Below are 15,846 nucleotides of genomic sequence, written 5' to 3'. Positions count from 1 at the left end.
ACCGTCGCGACAGTGGACCGGTACCGTGGACGTGTTCCCGACCGGGACGTGGAGATCCGATGGCAAAGTCACAGAAGAAGCGAGACGTCCCGGCAGGGGCCACCGCCGTGGCCACCAACCGCGTCGCCCGTCGCGACTACGACATCCTCGACACCCTCGAGGTCGGCATCCAGCTCCGGGGCAGCGAGGTCAAGTCGTTGCGCGAGAGCAAGGTCCAGCTCGCCGACTCGTTCGTCATCCACTACCAGGGCGAGCTCTGGCTCGTGGGGTTGCACATCTCCGCCTACTCGCACTCGGCTGCCGCGTTCGCCCACGAGACCGATCGGCGCCGCAAGCTGCTCGCCCACCGGGGAGAGATCGAGCGGTGGGCCGCCCGACTCGACCGCGAGCACCTCACGATGGTCCCGCTCGCCCTCTACTTCCTCAACGGTCGGGCCAAGCTCGAGGTCGCGCTGGCCCGGGGCAAGAGCCAGACCGACAAGCGCCACGACATCGCCAAACGCGACGCCCAGCGTGAAACCGAGCGGGCTCTGTCCCGTCGGCGCAGCGGCAAGGACTAGCGGACGCTCCCGGCCGGGAAACTCATCGGCATCACCCTCGGCCCCCGGACCTGACCCCCGGCCCAGCGCATCGGTTCACGATCGCTCACCTCGAAGTCGGGGATGCGCTCGAACCACACGCGCAGCGCCGTCGTCATCTCGAGTCGAGCGAGATTCGAACCGGCGCAACGATGGATGCCGGATCCGAACGCGATGTGGCGGTTCCGCGCCCGATCGATGATGAAGTCGTCGGGGTTCTCGAAGTGCTCGGGATCGTGGCAGGCCGCCGGGAAGTTCATGAGGACCTTGTCGCCGGCGCGGATGTGGGCGTCGCCGAACTCGATGTCGACCTCGGCCACCCGGGCCATGGTCACCGGCGCGTAGAAGCGAAGGCACTCCTCCACCGCCGACGGCAGGAGCTCGGGCTCGTCGACCAACCGGGACCGATCGTCGGGGTTGGTGCCGAAGTGCCACAGCGCCGACCCGATCGAGCTCCATGTGGTGTCGATGCCGGCGACGACCAGGAGGTTGCAGATCCCGACCACGACGTCCGTCGTGATGTCGGCCTCGGGGTCGTCGAGTTCCATGAACAGCAGTTCGCTCATCAGATCCTCGGTCGGATCGGCCAGCCGCTTGTCGGCCTCCTCGTGGAGGAACGCGAACAGCGCGTTGCGAGCCGCGAGGCGCCGGGCCGGATCGAAGAGCCCCTCACCGAGCAGATCGTTGACCCATTCGACGAACTGGTCGGCCATGCCGCCGTCGATCCCGATCAGGTGGGCGATGACCCGCGGTGGAATCTGCTGGGCGTAGTCGACGGCGCCGTCGCACTCGCCGTTCTCGATGAACCCGTTGATCAGCGAATGGCAGAGCTCCTCGGTGAACTCCTCGTATTTGTTCACCGTCTTCGGCGAGAACGCCGGGAGGATCATGCGTCGCGTCCAGGTCTGGATCGGCGGATCCGCAGTGATCGGCGCAGCTGCGATCTGCTGCTCGTAGCGCGACATCTCCGGCAGGCCTGGAGGCTGCGGCATCACCAGCACCTGCCGGCTGGACAGCTCCGGGACCATCTTCGCCATCGCCCGCAGGTCGTCGAACCTCGTCGGGTTCCACGATCCCCCCAGCCGATCGGTGTGGGCAACCGGGCACTTCTCGCGCATCTCCGCCCAGATCGGAACCGGGTTCTCGACATAGGCCGCGTCGCGGATGTCGTAGTCGGTGGTCCAGTCCTCGACCGGACCACCGGCCGCCCAGATGTCGTTCGGGTCGGGCGGGGATGAATCGGAGACATGCGTCATGTCGGCAAGGTAGCGGTCACGGCAGCCCGATACCATGAAGACAGTTCCCTCCCCGGAGGGACGCTGCTTGACAATCGAACGCAGCACAACGGGGCTGATCGGTTTCGACGTTGGGAACCGGATGCAACAACGTGCGACCAGAGTTGCTCAGACTCTCAAAACGGGGCAACAACAGAGACGCCGATTCGGACGATCTCGCTCTCGCCGCCTGACCTAGTCAGTAGGTAGAGAGTCATCGCGACCAGCAATGGCACGCGGGGCCAGATCACCGCAGCCTGTCACCAGAAGCGGTGGTGGACGGTAGGGAAAGACCACTGACAGCAGGCAAAGACCGCTGACCCAGGGGAAAGACCCAGTGGTTGGGCCCTCGTGGCCCGCCTGACCCGGCAGTGTGGCGACCATGAGCCACGATCACGGGAATGGTCGTAGCGCGGTGGGCAACCACCTGACGGACGAGGGTTCGATTCCCTCCAGCTCCACGGGAACCCTTCGGGTTCCACAGTGTTCCGGCTCCGCCGAAACACCCACGGGAACCCTTCGGGTTCCACAGTGTTCCGGCTCCGCCGAAACACCCACGGGAACCGCTGCGTTCGATCGTCACGGCTACTGTCCACCAGATGACAACGGTCGTTCTGGTTCACGGGGCATGGCATGGCGCGTGGTGCTGGGAGCACCTCCTCCCCCATCTCGATCGGGCGGGGTTGGCCCATGTCGCGGTCGACCTGCCCTTGACCGGGCACCTCGACGATGTCGGCTGCGTTCGCGACACGCTCGACGCGCTCGACGGACCCAAGGTCCTGGTCGGCCACAGCTACGGCGGGTTGGTCATCTCCGGTGCCGCCGAGGGCCGCGACGACATCTCCCACCTCGTCTACGTCTGCGCCTTCCTGTTCGAGAAGGGCCACACCGTCGCCGACGAACTCACCGGCCAGATCCCCACCCCGATCGTCGACGCGATGCAATGGCTCCCCGATGGTCGCAGCGCGATCATTCCCGAGAAGGCCACCGCCGCGTTCTTCGCGCACTGCCCCACCGAACTCGCGGAGGCCGCCATCGAACGGCTCCGCGCCATGGACGCGTCCAGCACGGCGCATGAATGTCTCGGCGATCCGTGGCGCTCGACACCGTCGACCTACGTCGTCTGCGAACAGGACCAGGCGATCAGCGCCGATGCGCAACACCGCATGGCGACGCGAGCGGGGCGCGTCGTCTCGCTCGACACCGACCACTCCCCCTTCGTGTCGGCCATCGAGGAGACGGCAGCGGTGATCGTCCGGGCCGCTGACTAGGCGGGCGCCCGGCCGGCCCGACGGAGCAGGGCGAGGGTCTCGCGCTCGGGCGACACGCCGGCATCCTCCAGCACGACGACCATGGCGTCCAGCACCGACCGGGCCGCGGCACGGTTGCCTTCGCGGAGGTAGACGAGCGCCTCCAGCCTCGCGGCCGCTTCGGAGTAGGCGTCTGCGTGGCGAGCTCGCACCGCTCTCGCCCGCGCTGCGTCGAGATCCCCCTGGCCGAGGCGGAGTTCCCCAGCCCGCAGTGCAGCGCCGACGAACCGGTGACGCAGGCGTGTCCGCTCGGCTTCGCCCCACGCCGGTTCCGGACAGTCCTCCAGATACTCGCCGCGATACATCTCGACGGCGCGGTCCATCAGCGCCAGCGTTCGGGCCGGGTCCCCTCCGCGATCGGCATCCTCGGCTGCGTCCAACAGCTCGTCGAAGACCGCCACATCGATCGTGAGAGCATCGTCGACCGCGAGCTCGATGCGATCCGCGACAGCCCGTAGCCGATACGCCGGCTCGCCCTTCTGCCGCTCCGGTTCCAGCAGCTTCATCGCGTGGGAGAGGGTCACCCGCAGGTTGTTGGCCATCGCCTCCTCGTCGAAGTCGGGCCAGAGCGCCACGCCGAGTTCGTCACGCCGGCACTCACCGCGCGCCACGAGATACTGCAACAAGGCCCGCACCTTGCCGCGACGAAGCCCGGCGTCGTCGACCGGCTCGCCGTCACGCCACAGCTCGAACGGCCCGAGGGCACGGAGCTCCATCACGTCGCCCGGCCGGGCCGGCACCTCCTTCAGCAGGCGCGCGGCACCATCGCGGATCGGAACGGGCCCACCCACGGCCAGTCGGCGCAACGCCTCCCGGTCGAGCGCCGCCATCTCGCGCGCCACCGAGGACGCCGCGTCGGTCCCGCCCGCCACTGCGCCGAGCGCGAGCTCCAGGATCAGCGGCGGCACGAAGAAGATGGAGAACCTCGACGACGTCGACCACGGCAGCGCCGCGGCGGGCCCCGTGTCACCTGCGTCTCGAAGCGCCTGCAACGCGTCGGCCGCGCGCCGGCCGACCTCGTAGCACGGCCCCAGGTCGACCTCCTCGAGCTCCGCCCGGAGCTTCTCCGAGACGAGGAATGCCATCGGCATGGCCCGCCGCACCCCGGGGTCGGTCATCATCGACATGTCCAACCCGTCGTCGGCGATCGCCGCCGCAACATCGTCTCGGCCGGCGGCGATCTCGAGCGCCATGCGCGCCGCGGTTGGCATGGCCAGCCCGCTGCGGAGCTGATGGGAACGGAAGGCGTCGGCTCGTTCGAGGTGCCGGCGGGCCTGGCGCGCTCGCCCCGCAACCGCGTTCGCGAATGCCATCAGCCCGCTGACCGCAGCGGCCTGATGGCTCATCTCCGCCAACCCGTCGGCCGGTCCGGCATCGAGCATTCCCAACACGTCGGGACCCACTCTTCCTGCGAGCCACTCCACGTCGAAGAGGTTGGCCATGACGAGCGGCTTGTTCGCCCGCGTGGCCTCCCGGAGCGCCCGCTCGACGATCGGGAGCCCCTCCTCGGGCACCCCTGACAGTCTGCACGCCACCCCGGCGACCACTCCGTCGACACCCCCGAGCGGCACACCGATCGCCCGTGCCGTTTCGATGCGCTCGCGGACCCCGTCAAAGGGCGCACCCTCGACCGTCAGCCGGGTGGCGTCCATCATCGCAGCGAGGCTTCGGGCCGCCGGCGTCGCGATCTCACGGGCCCGGCCGGCGATGTGGGCCAACGCCGTGGCGTCCCACTCCGAGAACGCGATCTGGCCGAGGAGAACCAGCGTCTCGACCTCCAGCGCATCCTCGCCTCGGCCTGCGAATCCTTCACGGGCCTCGGCCAAGAGCGGCTTCGCGACCCGAGGCCGGCGCCGGATCTCCAACCGGCCCTCGAGGAGACACCCGAACCGCGACCGGCGAGCCCCGTCGGCCAGCAGATCGACGAATGTCTCGACCTCCTCGGTGGGCAGGTGCTCCACCGCCTCGGTGGCGTACCGCCGAACGAGGCCTTCGACATGGCGGACCGTGCCGTGCTCGATGCACAACTCGAGCGCTTCGCGGTACCAGCCGTCGTCGGCCAGCATCGACGACGCCGCGGCGACCGCATCGTCGTCCCACTCCGGATCGATGCCCTCCAGCACCCGTTCCCACAAGGCATGGAGATGGACCCGACCCTCGTCGTCGCGATGGCACAGCGGCAACCCGTCGATGACATCGCGCAGCCCGCTGTCCGGCCCGGCAAACGCATCGATGCGCGCAGCGTCGAGCCAGTCCAGGCCGATCAGCCGAGCCAGGCCCCGGACCTGCGACGCAGGGAAGGGCCGTAGCACTTCTTCCCACACGAAGTCGTCGACGCGGGCCGTGGGCGACGCCATCGAGAGTGCGAGCAACGCCGGCCAGCCACCCAGATCGGTCGGTTCGTGCTCGGGTGCCCGTTGGGCGAGCAACGCCGTCTGCTCGCCGCCGGTGAAGGCGAGGTCGGTCTCGCGAAGATGCGAGACATCGCCGGCGGCCTCGAGCCGGGCGGTCCGCAGTGACGGTGGCCGGCGCCCCGACAGGACCAGATGGGCGTTGGCGGGCAGGCGATCGAGCAGGTCCTGCAGGAGGGCCGCTGCCTCGCCGCCGGGAGGGAGCAGGTGGATGTCGTCGACGATCAACGCAACCTCGACAGGGCTCCGACGCCACATCTCGCTGCAGACGGCATCGATCACGTCGTCATCGCCGCGAGCGATCCCGACGGCACGGCGCAGCGCCGCCGCGAACTCGTTCGGGCGCTCGTCGACCGGGCGGCAGGCCAGGAACAGATCGATCCCCTGCGGATCCTCGGCGTTGCGATCCATCGACTGGCGGAGCAGCGTGCTCTTCCCGAAACCGGCACCGGCGGTGAGGACCGTCAGCGATCGCTCGAACCGCCCGTCCATGATCTGCAACAGACGGGGACGTTCGAGCGACGTGGCAGGGTCCGTCGCCTTCCGCTGGCTACCCCGCTCGACCGTCACGCGGCCGACACTAGGACCCTCGCAACCGGTGGGAGAAACGGGACAGACCCGCGAAGGCGTTCGCCTACTCGGGGGTGTACACGACGAACCCGTCGACGAGCACCGGTTCGCCGTAGTGCGACGCGATGAACTGCTCGAGCTCGGGGAAGAGCGAGACCGGGTAGTCGCCGTACTCGCGGAACCCGCCGGGTTGGGTGTCGATGATCACCGCAGGCGGCTTCGCCTCGATCGACGCCAGGAGGTGCGGATAACCGCGGTCGGGCGCATCGGCGATGGTGTGCGGACCGTTGTCGCGCGCCCCGGACCGACCGGTCACGAAGTCCATGCTGACGAAACCGGCGGCCGGGGCCCGCTCCGCCTTCCAGTAGACCTCCGGAAAATTGCCCCAGACCAGCACGGTGTCGTCCTCGCCCGACACCGAACGGACGAAGTCGGCCAGCGGGTCGGGATCCGGCAACTCGCGCACGGTCGACGGCGTCCACGCCAGCACGAAGGCGATCACCGCGGTGGCCCCGACCAGCCGGCCGGCCCGCCGTTGCACGACACCGTCGCGGGTACGCAGCTCGTCGGCCGCGATGAGCACGAGGGCAGGAAGCACCTGCATCCAGTAGTGCCCGTAGAACCGGTAGCCGGCGACGACGGCGACCATCCCCGTCGCCGTCCAGAGCCAGAGGTCGGGCTGGCGGCGCCAGGGCGCCCGACCGGCGAACCACACGATCACCAGATGGAAGGCCGTGAACACGGCAATGCTCACCAGCCCCCGAGCAAGCACCGTGGCCGGCCGGGCACCATCGAGCACGAAGCTCCCGTTGCTCTCGAGCGACCAGTAGACGAAGTCGTCCCACGGGACCATCAGAGCGACGACGCCGAGGGGGACGAGCCCGCCGACGAATGCCAGCGGCAGGTGGCGCCGCCAATCGCCGTAGCGCCACAACGCGAACGCGGCCGGCAGCATCCCGATCGCCCACGTCTGACGGGTCAGTGTGGCAATCGAGAGGGCCAGACCGGTCACGAATGCCGCCCGATCCGTCCCGCGACGCGCCGCGACGATCGCGACCGCGCCGAAGGGCATCGCGAGATGGCTGTAGTTGGCCGCCTGGGCGTCGACCGGGACCATCGCGAGCGCCCCGGTGACGAACAGCACGCCGCCCCACCACATCGCCTGCGACCCGCCGATTCGGCGCGCCTCACCGGCGATCACGACCGCGGCGCCGACGAGGAGCATGGCGGCCAGCACGTGGAGCGGACGTAGATCGGTGTTGCCGGTCAGCCGGTGCGACCACTCGTAGACGAACGGCGCGAGCGGGGGCTTTCGGTCGATGCCGTCGACGTACATCTCGCCGCCCCGCCACAGCCCGATGGCCTGGGCCGAGACCGCGGCCTCATCCGGGTCGAAGAGCTGGCCGACGAAGCTCGGCAACCGGAGGGCGGCGACCAGCGCGGCGAACACCGCCACCGGGTGTCGACACAGCGCGGCGAGGGTCCGAGACATCGCGGCAGCGTAGATGCCCTAGCCTCGCCCCATGACGAGCCAGTGGCGCCGTGCCCGTGACCGGGAGCCGGATCGCCGCCCCGCGCTCCCCGTGTGGCCCACCACGCTGTCGAATGGCGAGTTCCTCCCCCCGCCGGCGACCGCTCGTCAGAAGGCGATGACGCGGATGATGCTCGAGGCACTCGCCCACACTGCGTCGCGGCGCGGTGTCGACCGACGGCGCTTCCTCGCCACGTCGGGGGCTATGGCCGCCTCGCTGGCCGTGCTCAACAGCTGCGCGTCCGGCGACGAGGCGCTTCCACCGCCCACCTCGACCACCGTCGGCCCGACCACGACATCGTCCACGACGTCGGGTGCTCCGTCCACCACGACGACGCTCGGCGACCGCGGCGGGGAATACGTCGTCCCCGATCCCGAGGACGAGGAGGCCTGCTCGATCGAGCTCGGCGATCGGGGCGAATTCATCTTCGACATCCACACCCATCACGTGATGCCGGAGGGTGTCTGGCGGGACAACGCCCCTCGGATCGAGAGCATGATCCGCAATCTGGTGCCGTCGGGATGCAACCAAGCCGACCGCCTGGAGTGTCTCAACCGGATTGCCTATGTCACCAACATGTTCCTGGGCTCCGACACGACGTTTGCCCTGCTCAGCGACGTTCCCAACTCCGGCCCGGCCGACGCTCCCCTGCCCTGGGACGCCAAGGTCGGTACCGCCGACCTGATGGCGGCACTCACGGTCGCCGGGCAACCACGCGTCCTGATCCACGACGTGATCGCACCGAATTTCGGTGACCTCGCCGCTCGCCTCGACGACATGGCCACCACGGCTGGAACGGGACGGGTCGCGGCATTCAAGGTCTACACCGCATGGGGGCCCGGCAATCAGGGCTACTCGCTGGCCGATCCCGCCATCGGCCTGCCGGTGGTGGAGCAGGCTCGCAGCCTGGGCGTCACCACGATCTGCGCCCACAAGGGTCTCCCCCTGCAGGAGTTCGATCGGCGCTTCAACGGACCCGACGACATCTGCGCGGTCGCCGCCCAGTTCCCCGACATGAACTTCGTCGTCTACCACTCGGCCTACGAGATCCAGACAACGGAACGGGCCTACGATCCGAACCGGGCGACCACCGGCGTGAACTCGCTCCTGAGAGCCATGGACGACCATGGCATTCCTGCCAACGGCAACGTCTGGTGTGAGCTCGGCACGACGTGGCGAGAGACCATGAACGACCCCACTCAGGCCGCGCACGTGCTCGGGAAGCTGCTCACCCGGGTCGGCGAAGACCGAGTGATGTGGGGCACCGACGGCATCTGGCTCGGCTCTCCCCAGCGTCAGATCGAGGCGTTCCGGGCCTTCCGGATCACCGAGGCGTTCCAGAGCGAATACGGCTACCCGGCGCTGACCGACGCAGTGAAAGCGAAGATCTTCGGCGTGAACGCGGCGGCTCTGTTCGGCGTCGACCCCGATGGCATCCGGTGCGGCATCGACACCGACCTCCTCGCCGCCAGCAAGGGCGAACTGCAGGTACTCGTCGACGACGGGCTGGTACCCAACCCCTACGAACCCATCGGATTCGCCACGCGCCGCGAGGTGCTCCAGTGGTGGCGGGGCGGTCCGAAGCCGAGTCTTCCGGTGTGAGGATCTGCGCATCGCGCGGACTCGCCGGAGCGGCGGCCGCGCCGGTAGCTTGTGAACGATCGCTTACTTGTTGGAGACAGAGATGCCCGAAGCCCCTGACGAAGCCGACTTCCGAGCACGCTGTCGTGCGTTCCTCGAAGAGCACGCGGTCGGCATCCACCTCGGCGGCGATGCCGACGCCGGCGGGGCCAAGCGCCTCGAGGCCGGGCGGAAGTTCCAACGGGCGCTGTTCGATGCGGGCCTCGCCGGGATCACCTATCCGAAGGAATACGGCGGTCAGGGCCTCGACAAGACCTTCGAGAAGATCTGGCGCGAGGAATACGGCAAGTTCCCCAACATGACGTTCGAGTTCACGATCTCGCACGGCATGTGCCTGCCGATGCTGGCCGAATACGGCACCGACGAGCAGAAGGCCGCGTACCTCAAGGACAACATCCGCGGCGACACGCTCTGGTGTCAGATGTTCTCCGAGCCCGGTGCCGGCTCCGATGTCGCCAGCCTGCAGACGAAGGCCGAACGCGACGGCGACACCTGGGTGATCAACGGGCAGAAGGTGTGGACGACCCTCGCCCACGTGAGCGACTACGGCGTGATCATCGCCCGAACCGATCCCGAGGTGCCCAAGCACGCCGGCATCTCGATGTTCATCCTCCCGATGGACGCTCCGGGCGTCGAGGTCCGCCCGATCCATCAGATCGACGGCGGCAAGCACTTCAACGAGGTGTTCTTCACCGATGTCAGCATCCCGGCCGAGAATCTCATCGGTGAGCTCAACAACGGGTGGAACATGGCGACCGCCATGCTCATGTACGAACGGGTCGCCATCGGCTCCGGCGCCACCAGTGGTGTCACCCACGACCGGGCCGACAGCCTGATCGCGGAAGCGACCAAGCGCGGCCTCATCGACGACCCGACCCTGCGCCAGAAGCTCATGCGGATCTACATCCTGGAGACCTGCCAGTCGCTCGTCTCCATGCGCACCCGTGCCGAGATGCAGGCCGGCAAGACCCCGGGCCCCGGTGGCTCCCTCGGCAAGCTCTTCAGCACCAACATCATGAACTACACGCGCGATGTCTCGATGGAGATCGTCGGGGCGAGCGGTGTCGCCTGGGAAGGCGACACCGGCGGAGGTTGGGCGCGAACCGCGCTCAGCGGCCTCCAGGGCGGCATCGCCGGCGGAACCAACGAGATCCAGAAGAACATCATCGGCGACCGCGTGCTCGGCCTCCCCCGCGACATCAGTGTCGACAAGGGCGTCCCGTTCAAGGAGCTGAAGGTCGGCACCCAGAAGGCCGACTGAGTTCGGCGCCGCAGGCGCCCTCAGCCGATGAACTCGTCGGGGTGGAGGTGCTGCACCATCCGAGCCATCCCCTCGCGCCAGTCGACCCGTGGCGCGTAGCCGAGGTCGGCCAGCTTCGTCGTGTCGACGTGGCCGGGCGGCGGCGCGAAGTCGCTTCGCTCGATCGTGAGTTCACGTCCGACGAGCCGGGCGAGTTCCTCGCACCACTCTTCGGCGCTGGTCGCCACCGGATCACCCCAGTTGAGCACAGTGGCCGGCACATCGGCCGCCTCGAGCAGCAGCGGGAGACTGGCGACGAGATCGTCCTCGTGGATCAGGTTGTAGAAGCACGGCGACTGGGTGTGGAGCGTCACCGGCTCGCCTGCGAGGATCGGCAGCAGGTGGAACCAGGGGAAGCCCCCGTGGTTGCCATACGGGCTCGCGAGCCGGGCGATCGTCGTCGGGATGCCGCGGGATCGGGCGAGGTAGCGGGCCATCACCTCGCCGGCGATCTTGCTGATGCTGTAGGTCGGCATCATGTTCTGGTTCGAATCACCGAGCGGCGCGTCCTCGCCGTGCACGTCGGCCGACAGCGCGTAGACGCCCATCGTGGAGCAGTGCAGCAGCCGCTCGAGCCTCGGGAGGCGGTCGACGAGATGACCGAGCGCTTCGGCGTTGACGGCGAGCGCGCTGTCCCACTTCGGCGAGAAGGACACCGCGAAGTTCATGAGGATCTCGGCGTCGTCGGGCACCGCGTCGAGATCACCGGCCATGTCGGCGGTGACGCACTCGACGCCGAATCCCTCGAGCCGTTCCCGGGCCGCCGGATCGGTGAACCGGGCCAGCGCCACGATGTCGTGCTCGACCGCCAGCTCGCGGGCGACCACGCCCGCGACCCGACCGGTGGCACCGGTGATCAGGATGCGGCTCATCGGGCGACCAACTCCTCGGAGACGGCCCAGAGCCGTGCCGCGGCGACATCGTCGAGCGCCGACTTCTTCGGCTTCGCGATCGCCGACTTGGAGAAGTACTGCCCGGTCACCCCTTCGAGGCCTGGATCCGTGGCCGCCCACACCGACGTGCGGGCTCCCTCCTCCGGCGTGAGGAAGAAGCGGCTCATCAGCGGCCACACCAACTCGCTCAGACGCGTGCCCTCGTCATCACGACCGAGCCGGGTGCGCACCGCTCCGGGATGCAGACAGTTGGCCGTCACCTTCGCAGGGTCGAGGCGGCGGGCCAGCTCGCGGGTGTGCAACATGTTGGCCAGCTTCGACCGGGAGTACACCGCCATCCCCTTCGCCGCGCCGAAACGCCCCTTGCCGGATTGCAGGTCGTCGAAGTCCAACCCCTTGGTGAAGCGGTGCGCATCACTCGCGACGATCACGATCCGGGCCGGCGCAGAGGCTTCCAGTAGCGGCAGCAACTCGTTGACGAGCTGGAAATGGCCGAGATGGTTCACGCCGAACGTGAACTCGAACCCGTCGGCCGTCTGCCGCCGCTCGGTCAGCACGACGCCGGCATTGTTGACGAGGACGTCGAGACGATCGAACTCGTCACGGAATGTCGCGCCGAAGGCCCGCACTGCGGACAGATCGTCGAGGTCGAGGCGGCGGTGCGAGATCCGCTCGTTGCCGGTCGCCGACGACACCTCCGCCACGATCTCGTCGCCCTGCGACGCGTTGCGGGCGGTGAAGATCACCTCGGCTCCGAGCCCCGCCAGGGCATCGACGGTCGCTCGACCGATTCCGGTGGTGCCGCCCGTGACGAGCACCCGTTTGCCTTCGATGTCCCAGCTCATCTCACGAGTACAGCCCAAACGTGGTCCGTCTGGCGATCTGAGCGGGTGCCCCGGAACGCGATGCGCCGCCGGCCCGTGTGGACGGAACCGGCGGCGCAATCAACCTGGAGGGGTTGTTGCTGCTCCATCGGCGATCGAACGTCGTGTGTGAGGGGTCGGGCCTCCCCTGTTCGGCGGGGACCGACTACCGTGCCCACTCGTGAACGATCGGCACGAGGCAGCGGGAGAGCGGGCCCAGATCGTCGAGATCCTGGCCGGGCTCGGGGTCGACGCCGCCGACGTCCCCGACTCGCTCGACCATGCCGCGGCGATGGCGTCCGACGTCGTTTTCGCAAGGGGCGACGTCTACACGCTTCGCGAAGTGTCCGAGCGGATCGGCCAGCCCGTCGATGAGGTCGCCGAGGGCTTCCGACACGTGGGCATCACGACCGACTCCGTCGACGAGATCCGGTTCGGCGAGCGCGACGTCGAGTTCGCCGCATTCCTGCGAGAAGCGATCTCCGGTGTGCTCACCGACAACGAGGGCCAGGAGATCCTGCACGTTGTCGGCACCGCACTCGCCACGATCGCCGAGGCCGGAGTGGCGAACCACGTGCAGGGTCCGGAACGCCGAACCGCGAACGTGGTCGAGAACGCTCGTCTCAATGTGGTGTCGGCCGAACTCGGGCTTTCCCTCAGCGATCAGCTCCCGGTCGCGTTCCGACACCATCTGCGCCAGGCAACGGACAGCAATCGCCGCACACAGCACTTCGAGCAGCGCGAGCTGGTGACGCTGACGATCGGATTCCTCGACCTCGTGGGCTTCACCGGTTTGAGTCAGGAACTCCCGATCCCGGAGCTCGTCGAACTCGTGAAGTCATTCGAACGCCGCGCCCACGAACTCGCACACGATTGCCGGACTCGGATCGTCAAGCTCATCGGCGACGAGGTCATGTTCGTCGCCGAGCGTCCAGCCGACGCCGCTCGCTTCGTATCGGGCATGAGCGACTCCCTCACCGACGAGTCCGTGATCCCGCGCGGTGGCCTCGCGTTCGGCGATCTCATCAGCATCCACGGCGACTACTTCGGCCCGGTGGTCAACCTCGCCTCGAGACTCACCGATGCCGCGGTGCCCGGCGAGGTGCTCGTCGACGACGCTACGGCTGCCCATGTGCGCACCGAACCGGCGGGAAGACGCATGCTCAAGGGCTTCGACCAGCCCGTCCGTGTCCACACCCTCCTGCCGGAATAGGACCTCCCATGTACGAACCGTCGGCCGACGTCCGGCGCATCCGCGCACAGCTCGACCATCCCGTCATCGACACGGACGGCCACGTCATCGAGTATCTCCCATGGGTCCGCGACCTCGTCGTCGACATCGCCGGAGAGGACGTCGCCGTCCGCTTCGACCAGATGGTCATGTCGTCGGTCGCGATCCGAGGCGTGCCCAACGAGCTGCGCCGCCAAGCCGGCGTGACGAGGAACGCATGGTGGGGTGTCCCCGCCCGCAACACCCTCGATCGGGCCACGGCGATGCTGCCGAGCCTGCTCCACGACCGACTCGATCAGCTGGGCATCGATGTCGCCCTGCTCTACCCGACCTACGGCCTCACCGTCACCGCGTTCGCCGACGACGAGTTGCGCCAGGCGATGGCCAGGGCGTTCAACATCTACATGGCCCAGGCCCACGACGACTTCACCGACCGTCTCGTCCCTGTCGCCTCGATCCCGATGTTCACCCCTGAGGAGGCCATCGCCGAGCTCGACCACGCGGTGGGCGAGCTGGGCTTGAAGGCGATCATGATGGCCGGGGTCATCCCCCGACCGCTGCCGGGGGCGGAGGGCCACCGCTCGGCCCGCTACATCAACGGCGTCGGCCACGACAGCGAGTACGACTACGACCCGGTGTGGCGGCGGTGCGAGGAACTCGGCGTGTGCCCGACCTTCCACGCGAGCGCACAGGGATGGGGCTCGCGGGCGTCTCGGACCAACTACGTCCACAATCACATCGGCAACTTCGCGGCGGCGGGCGAGGCCGGTCTCCGGTCGTTGCTCATCGGCGGAGCACCGATGCGCTTCCCCGAGCTTCGCTGGGCGTTCCTCGAGGGTGGTGTCGCCTGGGCCGCCAACTTCCTCGGCGATGCCCTCGGTCACTACGAGAAGCGCAACGGCGAAGCGATCGAGCACTACAACCCCGCGGCCCTCGACCGCGACGAGCTCACACGGTTGCTGACCGAGCGGGGCGCGCCCGACGTGACCGGACGGCTCGACCGCCTCGACTACGCGCTCATGATGCTCTCCGATCCCGACGAAGAGATCGACAGCATCGACGAGTGGGCCGAGAGTGGCATCACCGCGGCCGACGACATCATCGAGCTGTTCCGCGACCGCTTCTACTTCGGCTGCGAGGCCGACGATCCGATGAACGCGCTGGCCTACCAGCGTCATCTCGTGCCGGGCGGCGTGCGACTCCGCGCCATCTTCGCAAGCGACATCGGCCACTGGGACGTCCCCGACTTCACCGGCGTCCTCCCGGAGGCGTTCGAACTCGTCGAGAAGGGCCTTCTCGACCACGACGACTTCCGCGCCTTCGTGTTCGACGACCCGGTGAGGCTGTTCCGAGCCGGCAACCCCGAGTTCTTCACCGGCACGACGGTGGAGGATGCCGCGAGGACCGTCAGTCCCTGACGATCGTCGACAGGAACCGCTTGACCGCCACCGAGACCTGATCCGCTCGTAGGAATCCGTCGGCATAGGAGCCGGCGATCACTGCGTACTCGACGGGAAGCCGCTCGGCGCGGCGCGCGTTGTGGACCGCGAACGGCTCACCGTCCGCCCAGTAGACGAAGGTCGGCACGGTCGGCTTGAGAAAGCCGCGGGCCCGCAGGGCATCGGCCCGGGTCAGTGCGGCGTGCGCAGCAGCGTCGTTGTCGGCGGCGAACACGACCCGGAGGTCTTCGGGAATCGCCACCGGCAAGGCGTCGAAATAGGCCGACCAGTTCCCGTCGTCGAGCGCACGCGCGCAACGCTCGGTCATGCCCGCCAGGTCGCCACCACTGGCGCTCATCCCGGACGCATAGTCGCCGAGGTAGAGCCCTCCCAGCACCAACCCGGAAACGAGCTCCGGGCGCCGACGGGCCGTCGACAGTGCGATCTCCGCGCCATAGCCGTAGCCCCAGAGACAGCACGGTTCCTCGGTCTCCTGTTCGATGACGGCGACCAGCTGACGGACGAGCGCCTCGGGCTCGTACGCGGCGGGATCGGTGGGCCCGTCGCTCTGCCCGTGTCCGAGCTTGTCGACCGTGATCACCCGGTGGCTGTCGAGGACCGACGCGGCATAGCCCAGCGAGTTCCAGAACTCGGCCGATTGCAGCCGAGCCGGGATCATCACGATGAGCGGACCTTCGCCATCGACCAGGTAGCTGACCCGATGACCGCCCGCACGAGCCTCCCGCCGGAGCTCCATGCCTGCGCCTCCTGTTGGCCACCGTACCCCATCGGACGGCGCCGCCC

General features: G+C 68.4%; 12 protein-coding genes and 1 other RNA gene. 7 read left to right on the top strand and 6 right to left on the bottom strand.

What is annotated here, in order from left to right; translation table 11 throughout:
* Positions 1–59: 59 nt before the first annotated feature.
* The gene (gene smpB, locus R2707_02310) at positions 60–560 is read left to right on the top strand and encodes an SsrA-binding protein SmpB (GenBank protein MEZ5243903.1); all 501 of its coding nucleotides are present in this window, start codon (positions 60–62) and stop codon (positions 558–560) included.
* Here smpB and R2707_02305 read toward each other — a convergent pair.
* A complete protein-coding gene (locus tag R2707_02305; GenBank protein ID MEZ5243902.1) occupies positions 557–1,834 on the bottom strand; it encodes a cytochrome P450 in 1,278 nt (425 codons plus the stop codon). The genes smpB and R2707_02305 overlap by 4 nt on opposite strands.
* Positions 1,835–1,924: 90 nt before the next feature.
* On the opposite strand from R2707_02305, the gene ssrA reads away from it, so the two are divergent.
* Positions 1,925–2,316, top strand: a transfer-messenger RNA (tmRNA) gene (gene ssrA, locus R2707_02300).
* A gap of 135 nt (positions 2,317–2,451) precedes the next feature.
* Entirely contained in the window at positions 2,452–3,123 is a 672-nt protein-coding gene (locus R2707_02295; GenBank protein MEZ5243901.1) for an alpha/beta hydrolase, read from the top strand.
* Here R2707_02295 and R2707_02290 read toward each other — a convergent pair.
* Positions 3,120–6,143: a BTAD domain-containing putative transcriptional regulator gene (locus tag R2707_02290; protein ID MEZ5243900.1), complete on the bottom strand. Its 3,024-nt coding sequence runs from the start codon at positions 6,141–6,143 to the stop codon at positions 3,120–3,122. The genes R2707_02295 and R2707_02290 overlap by 4 nt on opposite strands.
* Positions 6,144–6,207: 64 nt before the next feature.
* Positions 6,208–7,635: a hypothetical protein gene (locus tag R2707_02285; protein ID MEZ5243899.1), complete on the bottom strand. Its 1,428-nt coding sequence runs from the start codon at positions 7,633–7,635 to the stop codon at positions 6,208–6,210.
* 31 nt (positions 7,636–7,666) lie between these two features.
* Here R2707_02285 and R2707_02280 point away from each other — a divergent pair, with 31 nt between their 5' ends.
* Positions 7,667–9,277 (top strand): amidohydrolase family protein, encoded by a 1,611-nt coding sequence (locus R2707_02280; GenBank protein ID MEZ5243898.1) that lies wholly within the window; start codon positions 7,667–7,669, stop codon positions 9,275–9,277.
* 82 nt (positions 9,278–9,359) lie between these two features.
* Entirely contained in the window at positions 9,360–10,577 is a 1,218-nt protein-coding gene (locus R2707_02275) for an acyl-CoA dehydrogenase family protein (GenBank protein MEZ5243897.1), read from the top strand.
* A gap of 20 nt (positions 10,578–10,597) precedes the next feature.
* Here the strand turns inward: R2707_02275 and R2707_02270 are convergent, their stop codons facing one another.
* The gene (locus R2707_02270) at positions 10,598–11,488 is read right to left on the bottom strand and encodes an NAD(P)-dependent oxidoreductase (protein ID MEZ5243896.1); all 891 of its coding nucleotides are present in this window, start codon (positions 11,486–11,488) and stop codon (positions 10,598–10,600) included.
* Positions 11,485–12,354 carry an SDR family oxidoreductase gene (locus R2707_02265; protein MEZ5243895.1) on the bottom strand — a complete coding sequence of 290 codons (870 nt, stop codon included), beginning with the start codon at positions 12,352–12,354 and terminating at the stop codon, positions 11,485–11,487. Before R2707_02265 ends, R2707_02270 begins: the two co-directional genes overlap by 4 nt.
* 199 nt (positions 12,355–12,553) lie before the next feature.
* Here R2707_02265 and R2707_02260 point away from each other — a divergent pair, with 199 nt between their 5' ends.
* Both R2707_02260 and R2707_02255 read left to right on the top strand, forming a co-directional pair.
* A complete protein-coding gene (locus R2707_02260; protein ID MEZ5243894.1) occupies positions 12,554–13,585 on the top strand; it encodes a hypothetical protein in 1,032 nt (343 codons plus the stop codon).
* An 8-nt stretch (positions 13,586–13,593) separates the two neighbouring features.
* Entirely contained in the window at positions 13,594–15,021 is a 1,428-nt protein-coding gene (locus tag R2707_02255; GenBank protein ID MEZ5243893.1) for an amidohydrolase family protein, read from the top strand.
* On the opposite strand, the gene R2707_02250 is transcribed toward R2707_02255, so the two are convergent.
* Positions 15,011–15,799, bottom strand: a complete 789-nt coding sequence (locus tag R2707_02250; GenBank protein MEZ5243892.1) for an alpha/beta fold hydrolase — start codon at positions 15,797–15,799, stop codon at positions 15,011–15,013. The two genes, R2707_02255 and R2707_02250, sit on opposite strands and share 11 nt — an antisense overlap.
* Between the last annotated feature and the right edge of the window lie 47 nt (positions 15,800–15,846).

Source organism: Acidimicrobiales bacterium, from assembly GCA_041394245.1.
Lineage (GTDB): Bacteria > Actinomycetota > Acidimicrobiia > Acidimicrobiales > Aldehydirespiratoraceae > JAJRXC01.
Note: the sequence above shows the minus strand (reverse complement) of the source record. Positions and strands in the feature narration are given on the sequence as shown.